The 17,052-nt window shown below is 62.8% G+C and carries 14 protein-coding genes; 12 read left to right on the forward strand and 2 right to left on the reverse strand.

The window, feature by feature from the left end:
* The first annotated feature begins 39 nt into the window (after positions 1-39).
* Both KI235_RS14385 and KI235_RS14390 read left to right on the forward strand, forming a co-directional pair.
* On the forward strand, positions 40-1,293 hold the full coding sequence (locus KI235_RS14385) for an ATP-binding protein (RefSeq protein ID WP_013693253.1): 1,254 nt from the start codon (positions 40-42) through the stop codon (positions 1,291-1,293).
* Positions 1,293-1,931: a response regulator transcription factor gene (locus tag KI235_RS14390; RefSeq protein ID WP_013693254.1), complete on the forward strand. Its 639-nt coding sequence runs from the start codon at positions 1,293-1,295 to the stop codon at positions 1,929-1,931. Before KI235_RS14385 ends, KI235_RS14390 begins: the two co-directional genes overlap by 1 nt.
* A gap of 69 nt (positions 1,932-2,000) precedes the next feature.
* On the opposite strand, the gene KI235_RS14395 is transcribed toward KI235_RS14390, so the two are convergent.
* Together KI235_RS14395 and exaA are read right to left on the reverse strand one after the other, a co-directional pair.
* The gene (locus KI235_RS14395) at positions 2,001-2,645 is read right to left on the reverse strand and encodes a pentapeptide repeat-containing protein (RefSeq protein ID WP_003201442.1); all 645 of its coding nucleotides are present in this window, start codon (positions 2,643-2,645) and stop codon (positions 2,001-2,003) included.
* Positions 2,646-2,775: 130 nt separating this feature from the next.
* A complete protein-coding gene (gene exaA, locus KI235_RS14400) occupies positions 2,776-4,632 on the reverse strand; it encodes a quinoprotein ethanol dehydrogenase (RefSeq protein WP_028237021.1) in 1,857 nt (618 codons plus the stop codon).
* A 254-nt stretch (positions 4,633-4,886) separates the two neighbouring features.
* On the opposite strand from exaA, the gene pedF reads away from it, so the two are divergent.
* The 10 genes from pedF (at position 4,887) to mqo (ending at position 16,675) form a co-directional block, all read left to right on the forward strand.
* The gene (pedF, locus tag KI235_RS14405) at positions 4,887-5,348 is read left to right on the forward strand and encodes a cytochrome c-550 PedF (RefSeq protein ID WP_003201446.1); all 462 of its coding nucleotides are present in this window, start codon (positions 4,887-4,889) and stop codon (positions 5,346-5,348) included.
* 5 nt (positions 5,349-5,353) lie between these two features.
* Positions 5,354-6,229 carry a transporter substrate-binding domain-containing protein gene (locus tag KI235_RS14410; protein ID WP_003201448.1) on the forward strand — a complete coding sequence of 292 codons (876 nt, stop codon included), beginning with the start codon at positions 5,354-5,356 and terminating at the stop codon, positions 6,227-6,229.
* A gap of 10 nt (positions 6,230-6,239) precedes the next feature.
* The gene (locus KI235_RS14415; RefSeq protein WP_003201450.1) at positions 6,240-6,998 is read left to right on the forward strand and encodes a quinoprotein dehydrogenase-associated SoxYZ-like carrier; all 759 of its coding nucleotides are present in this window, start codon (positions 6,240-6,242) and stop codon (positions 6,996-6,998) included.
* 16 nt (positions 6,999-7,014) lie between these two features.
* Positions 7,015-7,953 (forward strand): quinoprotein relay system zinc metallohydrolase 1, encoded by a 939-nt coding sequence (locus KI235_RS14420; RefSeq protein ID WP_003201452.1) that lies wholly within the window; start codon positions 7,015-7,017, stop codon positions 7,951-7,953.
* Between the two features lie 137 nt (positions 7,954-8,090).
* Positions 8,091-9,866 carry a PQQ-dependent methanol/ethanol family dehydrogenase gene (locus KI235_RS14425; protein WP_003201454.1) on the forward strand — a complete coding sequence of 592 codons (1,776 nt, stop codon included), beginning with the start codon at positions 8,091-8,093 and terminating at the stop codon, positions 9,864-9,866.
* A 286-nt stretch (positions 9,867-10,152) separates the two neighbouring features.
* Positions 10,153-11,673: an aldehyde dehydrogenase family protein gene (locus KI235_RS14430; protein WP_003201456.1), complete on the forward strand. Its 1,521-nt coding sequence runs from the start codon at positions 10,153-10,155 to the stop codon at positions 11,671-11,673.
* Positions 11,674-11,951: 278 nt separating this feature from the next.
* Complete coding sequence (pqqA, locus tag KI235_RS14435) at positions 11,952-12,023, forward strand: pyrroloquinoline quinone precursor peptide PqqA (protein ID WP_003243383.1); 72 nt, start codon at positions 11,952-11,954, stop codon at positions 12,021-12,023.
* A 133-nt stretch (positions 12,024-12,156) separates the two neighbouring features.
* A complete protein-coding gene (gene ercA / locus KI235_RS14440) occupies positions 12,157-13,314 on the forward strand; it encodes an alcohol dehydrogenase-like regulatory protein ErcA (RefSeq protein ID WP_087945363.1) in 1,158 nt (385 codons plus the stop codon).
* Positions 13,298-14,668, forward strand: a complete 1,371-nt coding sequence (locus KI235_RS14445) for a hybrid sensor histidine kinase/response regulator (protein ID WP_003201459.1) — start codon at positions 13,298-13,300, stop codon at positions 14,666-14,668. The genes ercA and KI235_RS14445 overlap by 17 nt, the downstream gene beginning before the upstream one ends.
* 363 nt (positions 14,669-15,031) lie before the next feature.
* Positions 15,032-16,675 (forward strand): malate dehydrogenase (quinone), encoded by a 1,644-nt coding sequence (gene mqo / locus KI235_RS14450; protein ID WP_003201461.1) that lies wholly within the window; start codon positions 15,032-15,034, stop codon positions 16,673-16,675.
* The last annotated feature ends 377 nt before the right edge of the window (positions 16,676-17,052 follow it).

A 17,052-nucleotide genomic window follows, 5' to 3' on the forward strand; every position in this document is an offset into this window, starting at 1 on the left:
GGTGGGCGTCAATGTCAATTCAAGGTTGGAGCGCTAACCATGTCAGCCCTCTGGCGCATCAACCTCTGGGTTTGTGCCTTTTTCGCCCTGGTCACCCTGGCCTGTGCAGTCCTGTTGTTGCACCAGGCCACGGCCGATGTGAAACGCGAGCTGCAATCGGCCGAGTCGGTGGTGCATTACCTGCGCGAAACCGCCGAGCGCGATCCGGCCAGTCTCCAGCCGCGGTTGACCGGCAGCCTGCGGCATGTGCGGGTCCGTTGGCTGGCCCCTGGGGAACTGTTCCCGGCGGATGAAGACGGGATGAAGGCCTGGCTTGGCCGCCGGTTACTGGATGACGGCCCTGCGGCCCAGGTGGTGGATTTGCCGGACGGTCGGCGGGCCTGGATTGCCGTCGACCCGCGCGATGAAATCGACGAGATTCTCGATTCCTTGGTGCAACTGTTGTACGTCTGCGCCCTGGCGCTGTCGCTCAGCCTGTTGGTGATTCGCTGGGGGGTACGCCGGGGCATGCGTTTGCTCGATGAGTTGCTGCATGCGTTGCGTCAGGTGTCAGCGGGGAACCTGCAGGTGCGCCTGGGCACTGAGGGTATCCCGGAGGCGCAGCATCTGGCGGGGCATTTCAATCGCATGACCGCCGCCCTGGCCGAGGCCCAGGCCGATAACGCCCGGCTTACCCAGGCTTTGCTGGCCGTGCAGGAGCAGGAGCGCACCCAGCTGGCCCAGACCCTGCACGACGACCTGGGCCAATACGTGGCCGGTATTCGGGCCCGCGCCTGCCTGCTGCGGCTGGTGATGGATCAACCCCTGGCGCTGGAGCAGACCGTCAGCCAGCTCGAAGAGCATTGCGAGCATTTGCAATTGGGTTTCCGGGCGCTGGTGCATGACTTGTACCCCGTGGTGTTGCAGCACCTGCCGTTGTGCGAGGCCATCAGGCTATTGGCCGGGCAATGGCAGGCCAACCAGGGTATCGCCTGTCAGGTGTGGATCGACAAAACGCTGCCGCCCTTGTCCGGGCCGGACAAGACCCATTTGTATCGTTTGTTGCAGGAAGCGTTGACCAACATTGCCCGGCATGCCGGCGCCACGCAGGTGCGGATTCGCCTGCAACACCGCGCCGGGCGCCTGCGGTTGCTGGTGCGCGACAACGGTTGCGGAGCGACGCAACCATCGCGCGCCGGTGTTGGCTTGCACTCGATGTCCGAGCGGGCGCGCAGCCTGGGCGGTGAGCTGCGCATCGTCAGCCAGCCTGGCGCCGGTTGGGCGCTGGCCTTGAATATTGCCTTGGAGGCGTGATGAACATTTTGTTGGTGGACGACCATGCGGTGGTTCGGCAGGGCTATGCCAGCCTTTTGCGGGTGTTGATGCCGGACCTGCAGGTCCGCGAAGCAGCCACCGGCGAGGAGGCGTTGAGCCAGGTCCAGGAGCAGGTGCCGCATCTGGTGATCATGGACTTCGGCCTGCCCGGTATCAGTGGCTTGGAAACCACCCGCCGGCTACGCCAGCGCTTGCCACAACTGCGGGTGTTGTTCTTCAGCATGCACGATGAATTGCCCTTGGTGCGCCAGGCATTGGACGCCGGTGCCGCGGGCTACCTGACCAAGAATTCGGCACCCCAGGTGCTGGTGGAAGCGGTACGCCGGGTGCTGGCCGGGCATGTCTACATCGAGCAATCCCTGGCCACGCAACTGGCCTGCACCAGCTCGCGCCAGGATGTCGACCCGCGCCTGCAATGCATGACCCAACGTGAGTTGGAGATTTTCGTCATGCTCGCCAAGGGCACCCCCGCCCGCACCATTGCCGAACAGCTGTGCATCAGCGCCAAGACCGTGTCCAACCACCTGACGCTGCTCAAGAGCAAGTTGCAGGTCAGTTCCCATGCCGAGTTGGTGCACCTGGGGATCGATATGGGGGTGGTGCGGGTGGCTGGCTGAAATGATCAGAGCCGAACGCGGAGCGTCCGTTGAGGCATTCCCACACGGAGCGTAGGAGCGATCAGGTCTTCACTGATCCCAAGACGTCGGGCACCCGGTACAGCCTTGCATATTGGCATCCTGGAAATTCCCGTAATGCTGGCGAGAACCGCTCAGGTTGGCCTGTTCCAGGTTGCTTTCACCGAGCTTGGCTTCCTGCAGGTTGGCGTCGCGCAGGTCGGCGCCCTTGAGGTCGGCCTTGCTCAGCCAGGCCATTTCCAGGTCCGCCGCCTGCAGGTTCGCCTCGTGCAAGCGGGCGCCGGACAAGCGGGCGAATTGCAGGTAGGCCGCCGTCAGGTCGGCACGCTGGAATTGCGCGCCCTGGGCGAACAGGCCCCAACCCTGGATCGCCTTGAGTGTGGCGCCGCTGAAGTCCGCCAGGCGCAGGTTGCTTTGTTGCAGGCTGGCACGGGTCAGGTTGGCGCCCTGCAGCTGGGCTTTCTCAAGATTGGCCAGGTCCAGTCGCGCGTGCCGCAGATCGGCGTCGCGCAGATCGGCACCGCTGAGGTTCATCTTGCGCAGGTCCTGGTTCGCCAGTTTTGCACCGCGAAGGTTGGCGCCGGGGCATTGGCTGGATTCGGCGATGAGGCAGCCGTTGATCGTCAGGGGGGTGTCAGGGTCGTCGGCATGGGCAAGGGCGCCGATGAACAGAAGCAGCAATGGCAATGATTTCATGGCAGGAACTCGGGCAAGTGTGGGAGCGGGCTTGCTCGCGAAGACGTAGGCACAGTCAAAATCCCTATCAACTGAACCACCGCTTTCGCGAGCAAGCCCGCTCCCACAGGGGATTGTGGTGAGGGTCAGGTTATTTCTGCGCCGTCGCCTTATCCCAGCTCGGAATCTTGAACACCCAGAACGACCCACCCTGGGCCACCGGCTTGGTCAGTTCGGCCATGTCGCCGCCCCACAACGGTACGGCGCCACCGTAGCCGACGGTCACGCCGATGAATTGCTCGCCGTCCTGCTCCCACGTGATGGGCGGGGAGACGATGCCGCTGCCGGTCTGGAATTTCCACAGTTCCTGGCCGGTCTTGGCGTTGAAGGCCTTGAAGAAGCCGTCGCCGGTGCCGGTGAACACCAGGTTGCCCTTGGTCGCCAGCACACCAGCCCATAGTGGCAGAGGTTCCTTGTGTTCCCAGACCACCTTGCCGGTGGTGGGGTTCATCGCCCGCAGGCTGCCGACGTGATCGTCGTACATGCGCTTGATGCGAAAGCCCATGCCCAGGTAGGCCGAGCCTTTCTTGTAGTTCACTTCCTCGGTCCAGTATTCCTCTTTCCACTGGTTGCCGGGGACGTAGAACAGGCCGGTGTCCTGGCTGTAGGCCATGGGGTTCCAGTTCTTGCCACCGAGGAAGGGCGGCGAGACTTCCACCGGCTTGCCCTTGGTTTCACCCGGTAATGGCTTGGCCGGACGCTGGCCGGGATTCTCCACTGGGCGACCGGTCTTGAGGTCGATGTGGCTGGCCCAGGTGATGTTGTCGACGAACGGGAAGGCGTTCTGCAGCTTGCCGTTGTTGCGGTCCACCACGTAGAAGAAACCGTTGCGGTCGGCGTGGGCGGTGGCCTTGACCACCTTGCCGTCCTTATCCTTGTAGTCGAACAGCACCAGCTCGTTGTTGCCGGAGAAGTCCCAGGCGTCGTTGGGCGTGTGTTGGTAGAACCACTTCACTTCGCCAGTGCTTGGGTCGACCCCGACCTGGCCGGAGGTATAGAGGCTGTCGAAGTCGTGAGGGTTGCCGTCCTTGGCCGTGCGCGCCCAGGTGTTCCACGGGCCGGGGTTGCCCGCGCCGACGATGATGGTGTTGGTCTCGGCGTCGAAACTGGCACTCTGCCAAGGTGCGCCGCCGCCGTGGCTCCAGGCTTCGACCTTGCCGGTTTCAGTGGTCTTGTCGTCGGGCCAGGAGGGCGCCTTGACGTCGCCGGTCGGCGTGCTGTCCTTGCCGTTGAGGCGGCCCATGTGGCCTTCGACAAACGGGCGCATCCAGACTTCGTCGCCGGTGTCCGGGTCGCGGGCGAACAGTTGCCCGACCACACCGAACTCGTCGCCGGAACTGCCATGGATCAGCAGGACCTTGCCACTGGTCTTGTCCTTGATCAGCACCGGGGCGCCGGTCATGGTGTAGCCGCCGGCGTGGTCGCCGAACTTCTTGTTCCACACCACTTTGCCGGTGTTTTTATCCAGGGCGACGACTCGCGCGTCCAGGGTGCCGAAGTAGATCTTGTCGCCGTAGATGGCCGCGCCGCGGTTGACCACGTCGCAGCACGGGCGAATGTTGTCCGGCAGCCGGTGGTTGTAGGTCCACAGGCGCTTGCCGGTCTTGGCGTCGAGGGCGAATACCCGCGAGTACGAGCCGGTGACGTACACCACGCCGTCGCTGACGATGGCCTGGGACTCCTGGCCGCGCTGCTTCTCGTCGCCGAATGAGTAGGACCAGGCCGGGGTCAGCTTGAACACGTTCTTGTCGTTGACCTGGGCCAGCGGGCTCCAGCGCTGGGCGTTGGTGCCCATGCCGTATTGCAGCACGTCCTTGGTGGTCAGGTGGTCGTTGGCGATGTCTTCCCAGGTGACGGCAGCGTGCGCCGAGGGACTCGACGACAGACTGCCGGCCAGCAGCAAGGCAACGGTCAGGGAGGAGAGGGCGGGTAGCGTTTTTATTCTCATGGTGGCAGTTCCCAGTGAAAGGTTTTGGCCTGACTAGGGTGAGTCGCGCCACGACGTTGCCGATACGGAAAAAGTCCCGCCCTTGCCGGGAAGACTTCCCGAACCGCCTGTCTTTACGACCTGCGTCGGATGGCTTGCTACCAAGGAACTAGACCCCGGCCACCAAAGCAGCATTCGGCTGGGGCAAGGGGGTTCCTAAGATGACGGCACGGCTTCTTCACAGAGGTCTTGCGTGCAATCCAGAGGGCATAACAATGACAACAAAACGCAACGCCATCATCGCTACCGCATTACTGATGGGGCTGACCGGCGCAGGCTCCGCATGGGCCCATGGCAACGTAGTGCCCCAGGCAGTGGAAACCAAGGGTCTGACCCCGATCAAGGACACCGGTGTCGCACTGGACGGTGACGGCTGGGCCACGGTGAACCCTTATCGCGCCTCACCTGAACACGACCGGGCACTGGAAATCGGCTCATCTGCCTACAACCAGAACTGCGCGGCCTGCCATGGCCTGGAAGCCAAATCGGGCGGCATCGCCCCGGACCTGCGCATGCTCGACGCCGCCGACGCCGGTGATGAGTGGTTTGTCGAGCGCGTACGTCACGGTGCGGTGCGCGACGGCCGGGTCTACATGCCAAAAATGGCCGACTACCTGAGCCAGGAAGCCTTGTGGGCGGTGCGCACCTATCTCGACAGCGTGCACGTCGAGGAGTGATCACCATGCGCCTGTTCGCGTGGGTAATGTGCAGCCTGCTCCTGTGGGGCCAGGCGGTGCAGGCGCAGGTGCGCAGCTACGACCAGATGATCGCGGCCGGTGAGTTGAAGGTCGCGGTCTACAAGGACTTCGCGCCCTACAGTTTCGAAGACCACGGCCAACCCAGGGGCGTGGACGTGGAACTGGCCCAGGCCCTGGCCAAGGCGCTTGGCGTGCGCCTGCAACTGATGTGGGCACCGCCGGGCGAAAAACTCGATGACGATCTGCGCGATTACATCTGGCGCAGCAGTCCGCTGCACGATCGACAACTCGCCGACCTGATGATGCGTGTCCCGTACGATCATGACTACGTGCAAAGGCGCAACGACATCGGCGAACTGGCAAACGCCCAGGTGGTGATGTTCGGCCCTTATCAGCAGGAATGCTGGCAGGTGGCATTTGACCGCCGCCGACTGGATTCGGTGGGCAGTGTCGCGGTGTTCCAGCAGCACCCCATTGGCGTTGAAGTCGACAGCGTGCCGTCGTTCTACCTGACGTCGGTGTTCAACGGCATGCTCAGCGCCAAGACCCACCATTACCCCGGTGTCAGCCAGGCCTTCAAGGCCATGCAGGCCGGGGAGGTGGACGCTGTCATGGCCATGCGCGGTGAGGTCGATTGGCAAGTGCACGAGGCGGCCGATCCGCAACTGGCGCTGGCGGAGAATGCCTACCCGAACATGGGCAAGCAACGTTGGGAAATCGGCATGGCGGTGCATGAAAGCAACCGTCAGCTGGCCTATGCGGTGGAAGAGGCGCTGGAAGGCTTGATCCGCGACGGCAGCGTCAAGACCGTCTATGCCCATTACGGCCTGCGTTACGAAGTGCCGGAGATGTATCAATAGGAGCGCCGGGATGAAATGGGTCATGTGGTGCCTGCTGTGGTGCGGCCTGCCAATGACCGCCTGGGCGGCGGTCGAGCCAGGGAAGGACCCGGTGCCATCGGTGATGTGGGCCTTTTATCACAAGCAATTGCTGGGGGACGCGCCGTTCGTGTTCGATGACCGGGTGCGCCTGCTGGCGCCACCCTTTGCCGAAGACGCCCGCCAGGTGCCACTGGAAATAGATGCCCGGGCCTTCACCGGCGACGTCGTGCGGGTGCTGGCCTGGGCCGAACTGAACCCGTTGCCGAAAATCGTCGACTTCCAACCGGGGGAGCGAGTGCTGCCCTGGCTGTCGATCCGCATTCGCATCGAGCAAGCCACGCCGTTGCGCGCCGCCGTGCAGACCCGCGATGGCTTGTGGCACGTCGGCTCGACGCTGATCGACGCGGCCGGTGGCGGCTGCACCGCGCCCAGCGTGGTGCGCACCCAGCCAGGTTGGGAGGAACACTTGGGCGAGGTACTGGGCGCCCGCTATCCCCGGGGCGATTCGAGCCGCCTGCGCCTGCAGGTGGCTCATCCGATGGATAACGGCCTGGTGAGCGGCATCCCGGAATTTTTCCTCAACCAGGCGCAACTGCTGGACGCCGACGGCCAGGTGCTGGCGCGCCTGGAGCTGTTCCCGGCGGTAAGCGAAAACCCCAACCTGGGCTTCGACATCCGAGGCCCGGGCCAGACCCGCCTGCTGCTGCGCGACAACAGCGGCAATACGTTCGAGGCGGCGATCCCCTGACCACAAGGAGCGCGCCATGCGCTGGTTGTTGCTGATGTTCCTGAGCCTGTGCTGGCCGACGTGGGCCGGGACGGGCTACGCACTCAAGCCCCGGCAGATCGCCGAAGGCACCTGGCTGCTGGAAGGCAGCACCGAGAATTTTGCCAAGGCCAACGGCGGCAACATCGTCAACACCGCGTTCATCGTTACCGATGCCGGCGTGGTGGTGATCGATACCGGGCCGTCGAAGCGCTACGGCGAGGCGCTGCGCCAGGCCATTGCCGCGACCACCGACAAACCGGTGATCCAGGTCCTGCTGACCCATCACCACCCCGACCATGTATTGGGCAACCAAGCCTTCAGCGACGTGCCCATTGGCGCCTTGGCGGGCACCACCGACCTGCTGCGGCAACAGGGTGATGCGCTGGCCGAAAACATGTACCGGCTGGTGGGCGACTGGATGCGCGGCACCGAGGTGGTGCTGCCGACTCGAGAGCTGGCTGCGGGGTCGCTGAGGGTGGGTGACCATTCGTTGCGCTTGCTGCAACTGGCCGGGCACACCGGGGCCGACCTGGCGATCCTCGACGAAACCACCGGCGTGCTGTTTGCCGGCGACCTGGTGTTTTACGAGCGCGCCCTGACCACCCCCAACAGCCCGGGACTCGAGGTCTGGCTCCGGGACCTGGACACCTTGCAGGCCCTGCCCTGGAAGCAGATCGTGCCCGGCCACGGCCCGGTCGCGACCGACGCCCGGCCCTTTGCACAGATGCGCGACTACCTGGGCTGGCTCGACCAACTGATGCGCGATGGCGCGGCGCGGGGCGACGACATGGCCGAGATGATCCGCAGCCCCATCCCCGAGCGCTTTGCCGGGATCAGCCTGAGTCGCTATGAGTTGATTCGCAGCGTCAGTCATCTCTATCCGCGCTATGAGCGGGCGGGGATGAAGCGGGTGGATGCCCACGACCCTGACTGAACGCACTCCTCCATGTGTACCAAGGAACTAGAAAACTCAACACAGCGGGCAATTGTTGGCAACGGCTCCGAGCCCAAGAATCTGTGGCAGACCGGGAAAAATTCCCGGGTATAACAATAACCGCAGAGGTAGCCGTCATGAGTCATCCCGCACGTCGCCAACCCTTCGCCGTGAGCCTGCTGCTCAGTGCCATGCTGCTGTCCGGTTCGGCCCTTGCAGCCGTGACCGATCAGGAAATTCTCCAGGACCCGAAAAACCCGCAACAGATCGTGACCAACGGCCTGGGTGTCCAGGGCCAGCGCTACAGCCCGCTCGATACCCTCAATGTCGATAACGTCAAGGACCTGCGACCGGTCTGGGCGTTCTCCTTCGGCGGTGAAAAGCAGCGTGGCCAGCAAGCCCAGCCGATGATCAAGGACGGGGTGATGTACCTCACCGGTTCCTACTCTCGGGTATTCGCAGTGGATGCGCGCACCGGCAAGAAGCTGTGGCAATACGATGCGCGCCTGCCCGATGACATCCGTCCTTGCTGCGACGTGATCAACCGTGGCGTAGCGTTGTACGGCGACCTGGTGTTCTTCGGCACCCTCGACGCCAAGCTGGTGGCCTTGAACAAGGACACCGGCAAAGTGGTGTGGAGCAAGAAGGTGGCCGACCACAAGGAAGGCTACTCCATCAGCGCCGCGCCGCTGGTCATCAACGGCAAGCTGATCACCGGCGTGGCCGGGGGCGAGTTCGGCGTGGTGGGCCAGATCAGCGCCTACGACCCGAAGAACGGTGACCTGCTGTGGACCCGCCCAACCGTGGAAGGCCACATGGGCTACGTCTACAAGGACGGCAAAGCCATCGAGAATGGTATTTCCGGCGGCGAGGCGGGCAAGACCTGGCCGGGTGATCTCTGGAAAACCGGCGGTGCCGCGCCTTGGCTGGGCGGCTACTACGACCCGGAAACCAACCTGTTGCTGTTCGGCACCGGCAACCCGGCGCCCTGGAACTCCCACCTGCGTCCTGGCGACAACCTCTATTCGTCGTCGCGCCTGGCCCTGAACCCGGACGATGGCAGCATCAAATGGCACTTCCAGAGCACGCCTCACGACGGCTGGGATTATGACGGCGTCAATGAACTGATCTCGTTCAACTACAAGGAAGGCGGCAAGGACATCAAGGCGGCGGCGACCGCGGACCGTAACGGCTTCTTCTACGTGCTCGACCGCACCAACGGCAAGTTCATCCGCGGCTTCCCGTTTGTCGACAAGATCACCTGGGCCACTGGCCTGGACAAGGATGGGCGGCCGATCTACAACGAGGCCAGCCGTCCGGGCGCGCCGGGCAGCGAAGCCAAAGGCAGTTCGGTGTTTGTCGCACCGGCCTTCCTCGGCGCAAAAAACTGGATGCCGATGGCGTATAACCAGGACACCGGGCTGTTCTACGTGCCGTCCAACGAGTGGGGCATGGACATCTGGAACGAAGGCATCGCCTACAAGAAAGGCGCGGCGTTCCTCGGAGCCGGTTTCACCATCAAGCCGCTGAACGAGGATTACATCGGCGTGCTGCGGGCCATCGACCCCAAGACCGGCAAGGAAGTCTGGCGCCACAAGAACTACGCGCCGCTGTGGGGCGGGGTCCTGACCACCAAGGGCAACCTGGTGTTCACCGGTACGCCTGAAGGGTTCCTGCAGGCATTCAACGCCAAGACCGGGGAAAAGGTCTGGGAATTCCAGACCGGCTCCGGCGTGCTCGGCTCGCCCATCACCTGGGAAATGGACGGCGAGCAATACGTCTCCGTGGTCTCCGGCTGGGGCGGCGCGGTGCCGCTGTGGGGCGGCGAGGTGGCCAAGCGCGTGAAGGACTTCAACCAGGGCGGCATGCTCTGGACCTTCAAGTTGCCGAAGGACTTGGTGGTCAAGCGCTGAGCCAACTCTGGCAAATGCAGAACCTGTGGAAAATGTAGCACCTGTGGGAGCGAGCTTGCTCGCGATAGCGGTCGATCAGTCACCCTCCATGCTGGATGTGCCGACCTCATCGCGAGCAAGCTCGCTCCCACAAAAAAGCCCGGGTCAACCTCAGATCGCGGCAAAACCTACGACCAAATAACGAGAGTCCCCCCTGCCAACGACGCATTCGTCCGGCAGGCGGGGCTCTCTACCATCGGCCTATCGCCTGTCCTGTGACAGGCATCGACCAGGCAGAGGCCCCATCATGATCTATGCACAACCCGGAACCCCAGGCGCCGTCGTTTCCTTCAAGCCGCGCTATGGCAACTTCATCGGCGGCGAATTCGTCGCGCCGGTCAACGGCGAATACTTCACGAACACGTCCCCGGTCAATGGCGAAGTCATTGCCGAATTCCCACGCTCCAGCGCCGCCGACATCGACAAGGCCCTGGATGCCGCCCATGCCGCAGCCGATGCCTGGGGCAAGACCTCGGTGCAGGACCGTTCCCTGGTGCTGTTGAAAATCGCCGACCGTATCGAGCAGAACCTGGAAATCCTCGCCGTCAGCGAAACCTGGGACAACGGCAAGGCCGTGCGCGAAACCCTCAATGCCGACGTGCCGCTGGCGGCCGACCATTTCCGTTATTTCGCCGGCTGCATCCGCGCCCAAGAGGGTGGGGCGGCCGAGATCAACGAACTGACCACGGCCTATCATTTCCACGAGCCGCTGGGCGTGGTCGGGCAGATCATCCCGTGGAACTTCCCGCTGCTGATGGCCGCCTGGAAACTCGCCCCGGCCCTGGCTGCCGGTAACTGCGTCGTGCTCAAGCCGGCTGAACAGACGCCGCTGTCGATCATGGTCTTCATCGAGCTGGTCGCTGACCTGCTGCCGCCAGGGGTGTTGAACATCGTCCATGGTTTCGGTCGCGAAGCCGGTGAAGCCCTGGCCACCAGCAAGCGCATCGCCAAGATCGCCTTCACCGGTTCCACCCCGGTGGGCTCGCACATCATGAAATGCGCCGCCGAGAACATCATCCCGTCCACCGTGGAACTGGGTGGCAAGTCGCCGAACATCTTCTTCGAAGACATCATGCAGGCCGAGCCGGCCTTCATCGAGAAAGCCGCCGAAGGCCTGGTGCTGGCGTTCTTCAACCAGGGCGAAGTCTGCACCTGCCCGTCCCGGGCGCTGGTGCAGGAGTCGATCTACGAATCGTTCATGGCCGTAGTCATGAAGAAGATCGCCAAGATCAAGCGCGGCGACCCGCTGGACACCGAGACCATGGTTGGCGCCCAGGCCTCCGAGCAGCAGTACGACAAGATCCTCTCGTACCTTGAAATTGCCCAGCAAGAGGGCGCCGAGCTGCTCACCGGCGGTGCTGCCGAGCGACTCGAGGGGGATCTGTCGAGCGGCTATTACATCCAGCCGACCCTGCTCAAGGGCCACAACAAAATGCGTGTGTTCCAGGAAGAAATCTTCGGCCCGGTAGTGGGTGTGACCACCTTCAAGGACGAAGCCGAAGCCCTGGCCATTGCCAACGACACCGAGTTCGGCCTCGGCGCCGGCCTGTGGACTCGCGACATCAACCGCGCCTACCGCATGGGCCGGGCGATCAAGGCCGGTCGCGTGTGGACCAACTGCTACCACCTGTACCCGGCGCACGCCGCGTTCGGTGGCTACAAGAAGTCCGGCGTGGGGCGTGAAACCCACAAAATGATGCTCGACCACTACCAGCAGACCAAGAACCTGCTGGTGAGCTACGACATCAATCCGTTGGGGTTCTTCTAACCCGATAACACAGCACGACACCCTGTGGGAGCGAGCTTGCTGTGGGAGCAAGGCTTGCCCGCGATACAGGCGACTCGGTCTCCGGTCAGGCCGAGGCGACTAATCGCGAGCAAGCTTTGCTCCCACAGTAAGCCTTGCTCTCACAATGGGTTTTGTCGCTCTCCTGAATTGCTACCAACGCACCCCACCTACCGCTTCGAAAGTAGCATTCGAGCCTCGGGCGCGGCGTGCATTAATGACCTTGCCGGAATCGCCCGGTACAAGAAGAGGAAAGACCCATGTGGACTAAACCCGCGTACACCGACCTGCGTATTGGCTTTGAAGTGACGATGTACTTCGCCAACCGATGAGTGCCGGCCCGGCCTGACGCGTTCAGGCCGGGCTCACCATTTGGTCTGATTGCAATCACGGTGGGATGCTTTAGGCTCAGGGTATCCCAATACAATAAGAACAGGCTTACCGATGAGCCACGTACCTGAAAAGATGAGTCTCAGCCCGCTGCGCAAGTTCGTTTCACCTGAAATCATGTTCGGCGCCGGTTGTCGGCACAATGTTGGCAACTATGCCAAGACGTTCGGCGCACGCAAGGTGCTGATCGTCACCGATCCCGGCGTGATCGCTGCCGGGTGGGTGGCCGATGTCGAAGCCAGCCTCCAGGCCCAGGCCATTGATTACTGTCTCTACAGCGCCGTCTCACCCAACCCCCGGGTCGAGGAAGTGATGCTCGGTGCCGATGTGTACCGGGAAAACCATTGCGACGTCATCGTTGCGATTGGCGGCGGCAGCCCGATGGACTGCGGCAAGGCCATCGGCATTGTCGTCGCCCATGGTCGCAGCATCCTCGAATTCGAGGGTGTCGACATGCTGAACATGCCCAGCCCGCCCTTGATCTTGATTCCCACCACTGCCGGCACCTCGGCCGATGTGTCGCAGTTCGTGATCATTTCCAACCAGCAAGAACGCATGAAGTTTTCCATCGTCAGCAAGGCGGCGGTACCGGACGTGTCGCTGATCGACCCGGAAACCACCCTGAGCATGGACCCGTTCCTGTCGGCCTGTACCGGCATCGACGCCCTGGTTCACGCCATCGAGGCGTTTGTGTCCACCGGTCATGGCCCGTTGACCGACCCCCATGCGCTGGAAGCGATGCGCCTGATCAACGGCAACCTGGTGCAGATGATCGCCAACCCGGCGGACATCGCCCTGCGGGAAAAAATCATGCTGGGCAGCATGCAGGCCGGGCTGGCATTCTCCAACGCAATCCTCGGCGCGGTGCACGCGATGTCCCACAGCCTGGGCGGCTTCCTCGATTTGCCCCATGGCTTGTGCAACGCGGTGCTGGTGGAGCACGTGGTGGCGTTCAACTACAACTCGGCGCCGGACCGTTTCAAGGTGATTGCCGAGACGCTGGGCATCGACTGCCGGGGGCTCAACCACCGCCAGATCCGCACTCGGCTGGTGGAACACCTGATTGCCCTCAAGCACACCATCGGTTTCCACGAGACCCTGGGCCTGCACGGTGTGAGCACCTCGGACATTCCGTTCCTGTCGCAGCATGCGATGCACGACCCGTGCATCCTCACCAATCCTCGGGAGTCGAGCCAACGGGATGTCGAGGTCGTTTATGGCGAAGCCCTCTGACGAGCAGCAGAAAGCCCTGGAAGGGCTTCTGGGGCTGGGCAATCACTCGACGCGCAAGAGCCACTACCCAGAACTGGCGGCGCGTCTGGATGAGCTGGAGTTGGCCCGGCAATACTTGCAACAGCTCAACAACCAGTTGGAGCAGCGGGTGTCCGAGCGCACCGATGCGCTGCTGGAGGCCAACCGTAACCTGCAACAACAGATCGCCCAGCGAGAGCTGATTGAGCAGCAGTTGCGCGACGCGCGCGACGCCGCACAGGCGGCCAACCGCAGCAAAGATAAATACCTGGCAGCGGCCAGTCACGACTTGTTGCAACCGCTCAACGCCGCCCGCCTGTTGATTTCCACGTTGCGCGAACGCCAACTGCCCACCGCCGAACATGTGCTGGTTGAGCGTACCCACCAGGCCCTGGAAGGCGCGGAAGATCTGCTCACAGACCTGCTGGACATTTCCCGTTTGGACCAGGCGGAGGTCAGGCCCGACCTGGCTCCGTATCGACTGGATGAGTTACTGGCGCCGCTGGTGTCGGAATTCCAATCGGTGGCAGGCGCTGTCGGGCTGGAGCTGCGGGTGCGGTTTGGCGATGAAGCCGTGCTGACTGACCTGCGATTGATGACCCGCATTCTGCGCAACCTGCTCAGCAACGCCTGCCGCTACACCGACAAGGGCGGTGTTCTCTTGGCTGCACGGCGTCGGGGCGAGCGGTTGAGCCTGGAAGTCTGGGACACCGGTCGCGGCATTGCCGCCGACTGCTTGGAGTCGATATTCCTGGAGTTCAATCAACTGGACGTCGGGCGGGCGGCGGACCGCAAAGGCGTGGGCCTGGGGCTGGCGATTGTCGAACGTATCGCCCGTATCCTTGGCTACCGGGTCCAAGTGCGTTCCCGTCCGGGGCGTGGCTCGGTGTTCAGCATCGAGGTGCCACTGTCAGCCGAAAAACCGCTGCCCATTGCTCAAATGCCCATACAGGCGGTCGCCGGCAACCCGCTGCCGGGGCGGCGTTTGTTGGTGATCGACAATGAACTGAGCATCTTGCAAAGCATGGCGGCGTTGTTGGGGCAGTGGGGCTGCGAAGTCCTGACCGCCACCGACGAAGCGGGCGCCCTTGATGTGCTGCAAGGGCGTGCGCCGGAGCTGATCCTGGCGGATTTCCACCTGGATCACGGGGTCGTGGGGTGTGAAGTGGTCAAGCACCTGCGCGAGCATTTCCACCAGGCGATCCCGGCGGTGATCATCACCGCCGACCGCAGCGACCAGTGCCGCCGCGCCTTGCGCAAGCTGGATGCGCCGCTGCTCAACAAGCCGGTCAAGCCTGGCAAGTTGCGGGCGGTGTTGAGTCAGATGCTTGGATAGGTCAATCGGTCCCGAGAGCCAGCAAAATGCCGTCATTTGGTCGGCGTTTTTGCCAGGAATGTAAAAAGACGCTTCGGTCTGTTTATTTCCTTATGTAAACTCCCCCCCGCTGCGACAATCGGGCACGGCCACGTCTGGCCCGATGAACACCGTTTGCAGCGTCCCTCACCCCAGCTGAAGCCAAGACCTACAAGAAGTCAGCGCCGGAGAGACATAAACGAGAGGCCGACGTATTGCTCGGCCCTGTAGGTCCATCCTCCGGTCCTTCTCGATAGCCGCCCTGCTGGCGTTGCCGGCCATGGACGTGGTCTATCCTTGATCAGGACAGGTGGACGGAATGGCGTTCATCCTAGGGATACACACATGTTGAAGAAAACACACACGGCGCTACTGGGCCTGGCGATGGCGATGGGTCTTGCGACCACGCACGCCGCCGAGCCAAAAAAAGTGGATGTCTTGCTCATTGGTGGGGGCATCATGAGCTCGACACTCGGCGTCTGGCTCAATGAGCTGGAGCCGGGCTGGACCATGGAAATGGTCGAGCGCCTGGACGGTGTTGCCGAAGAGAGCTCCAACGGCTGGAACAATGCCGGTACCGGTCACTCTGCGCTGGCCGAGCTGAACTACACGCCGGAAGACAAGAACGGCAAGGTCGATATCTCCAAGGCCATCGAAATCAACGAAGCCTTCCAGATTTCCCGTCAGTTCTGGTCCTGGCAGGTCAAGAACGGCGTGTTGAAGAACCCGCGTTCGTTCATCAACTCCACGCCGCACATGAGCTTTTTGTGGGGCGACGAGAACATCGCGTTCCTGAAGAAGCGCTACGAAGCCCTCCAGGCCAGCCCGTTGTTCGCCGGCATGCAGTATTCCGAAGATCGCGAGCAGATCAGCAAGTGGGTGCCGCTGATGATGCAAGGGCGTGACCCGAGCCAGAAAGTCGCGGCCACCTGGAGTCCACTGGGCACCGACGTGAATTTCGGCGAAATCACACGCCAATTCGCGGCTTATCTGCAAACCAAGCCGAACTTCTCCCTCAAGCTGTCCAGCGAAGTGGAAGACATCACCCGCAACGAAGACGGCACCTGGCGCGTTTCGTACAAGAACCTGAAAGACGGTACCGAAACCGAGACCGACGCCAAGTTCGTGTTCATCGGCGCAGGCGGTGGTGCCCTGCACCTGCTGCAGAAGTCCGACATCCCGGAAGCGCGTGAATACGCAGGTTTCCCGGTGGGTGGTTCGTTCCTGGTCACCGAAAACCCGACCGTCGCCCAACTGCACCTGGCCAAGGCCTACGGCAAGGCTTCGGTGGGCGCACCGCCGATGTCGGTTCCGCATCTGGACACCCGCGTGCTTGATGGCAAGCGCGTGATCCTGTTTGGCCCGTTCGCAACCTTCTCCACCAAGTTCCTGAAGAACGGTTCGTACTTCGACCTGCTGACCAGCACCACCACTCACAACGTGTGGCCGATGACCAAGGTTGGTATCGAACAGTACCCACTGGTCGAGTACCTGGCCGGTCAACTGATGCTGTCGGATGAAGATCGCTTCAACGCCCTGAAAGAGTACTTCCCGGAGGCCAAGCAGGAAGACTGGCGCCTGTGGCAGGCTGGCCAGCGCGTGCAGATCATCAAGCGTGACGAAGAGAAGGGCGGCGTGCTGAAACTCGGCACCGAAGTGGTCGCGTCCCAGGACGGCAGCATCGCCGGCCTGCTGGGTGCCTCGCCAGGCGCCTCGACTGCCGCACCGATCATGCTGACCGTGCTTGAGAAGGTCTTCAAGGACAAGGTCGCCAGCCCGGCCTGGCAGGAAAAACTGCACCAGATCGTGCCGAGCTACGGCACCAAGCTCAACGATAGCCCTGAGCGTGTAGCCCAGGAATGGGCTTACACCAGCGACGTCCTGCAACTGGACCCGCCACCGGCAATCGGCAAGCCAGGCGCCACCGCGGCACCGGCCAAGCCGGCGGCTCCCCGTGAGGCCAACCCAGCGGCTGACATGGCGCTGTAAGCCGGACGCTGTCTGGTGAGGTACAAGAACGCTGCGCATTGAGCGTAATGCTGTTCACTTAAGGATACGGCGCTTTTTCCGAGGTAGGGGAAGGCGCCGTTTTCTTTTGGATTGGATTGGGTACATATCCGTTGCTGCGGTAACGGCGGCTTAGGGTTCCGCCCTTACGGCGGGTCACTTTTGAGAAGCCCGGAAGCCGGCCCAGTCAAAAGTAACCAAAACGCTTCAGCCCCACCACTTGGCACCTCGCCTAGGCTCGGTGTGCCCTCACTCCGGCATTGCTCCGTGGGCCCGCCGCGAAGGGCCATCCATGGCCCAGCGCGGCTATCCCGGCATCCATGCCGGGATGCCCACTCCACAATGCCTGCGTTCGGCCA

The organism is Pseudomonas sp. St386 (genome assembly GCF_018325865.1).
GTDB classification, from domain to species: domain Bacteria; phylum Pseudomonadota; class Gammaproteobacteria; order Pseudomonadales; family Pseudomonadaceae; genus Aquipseudomonas; species Aquipseudomonas brassicacearum.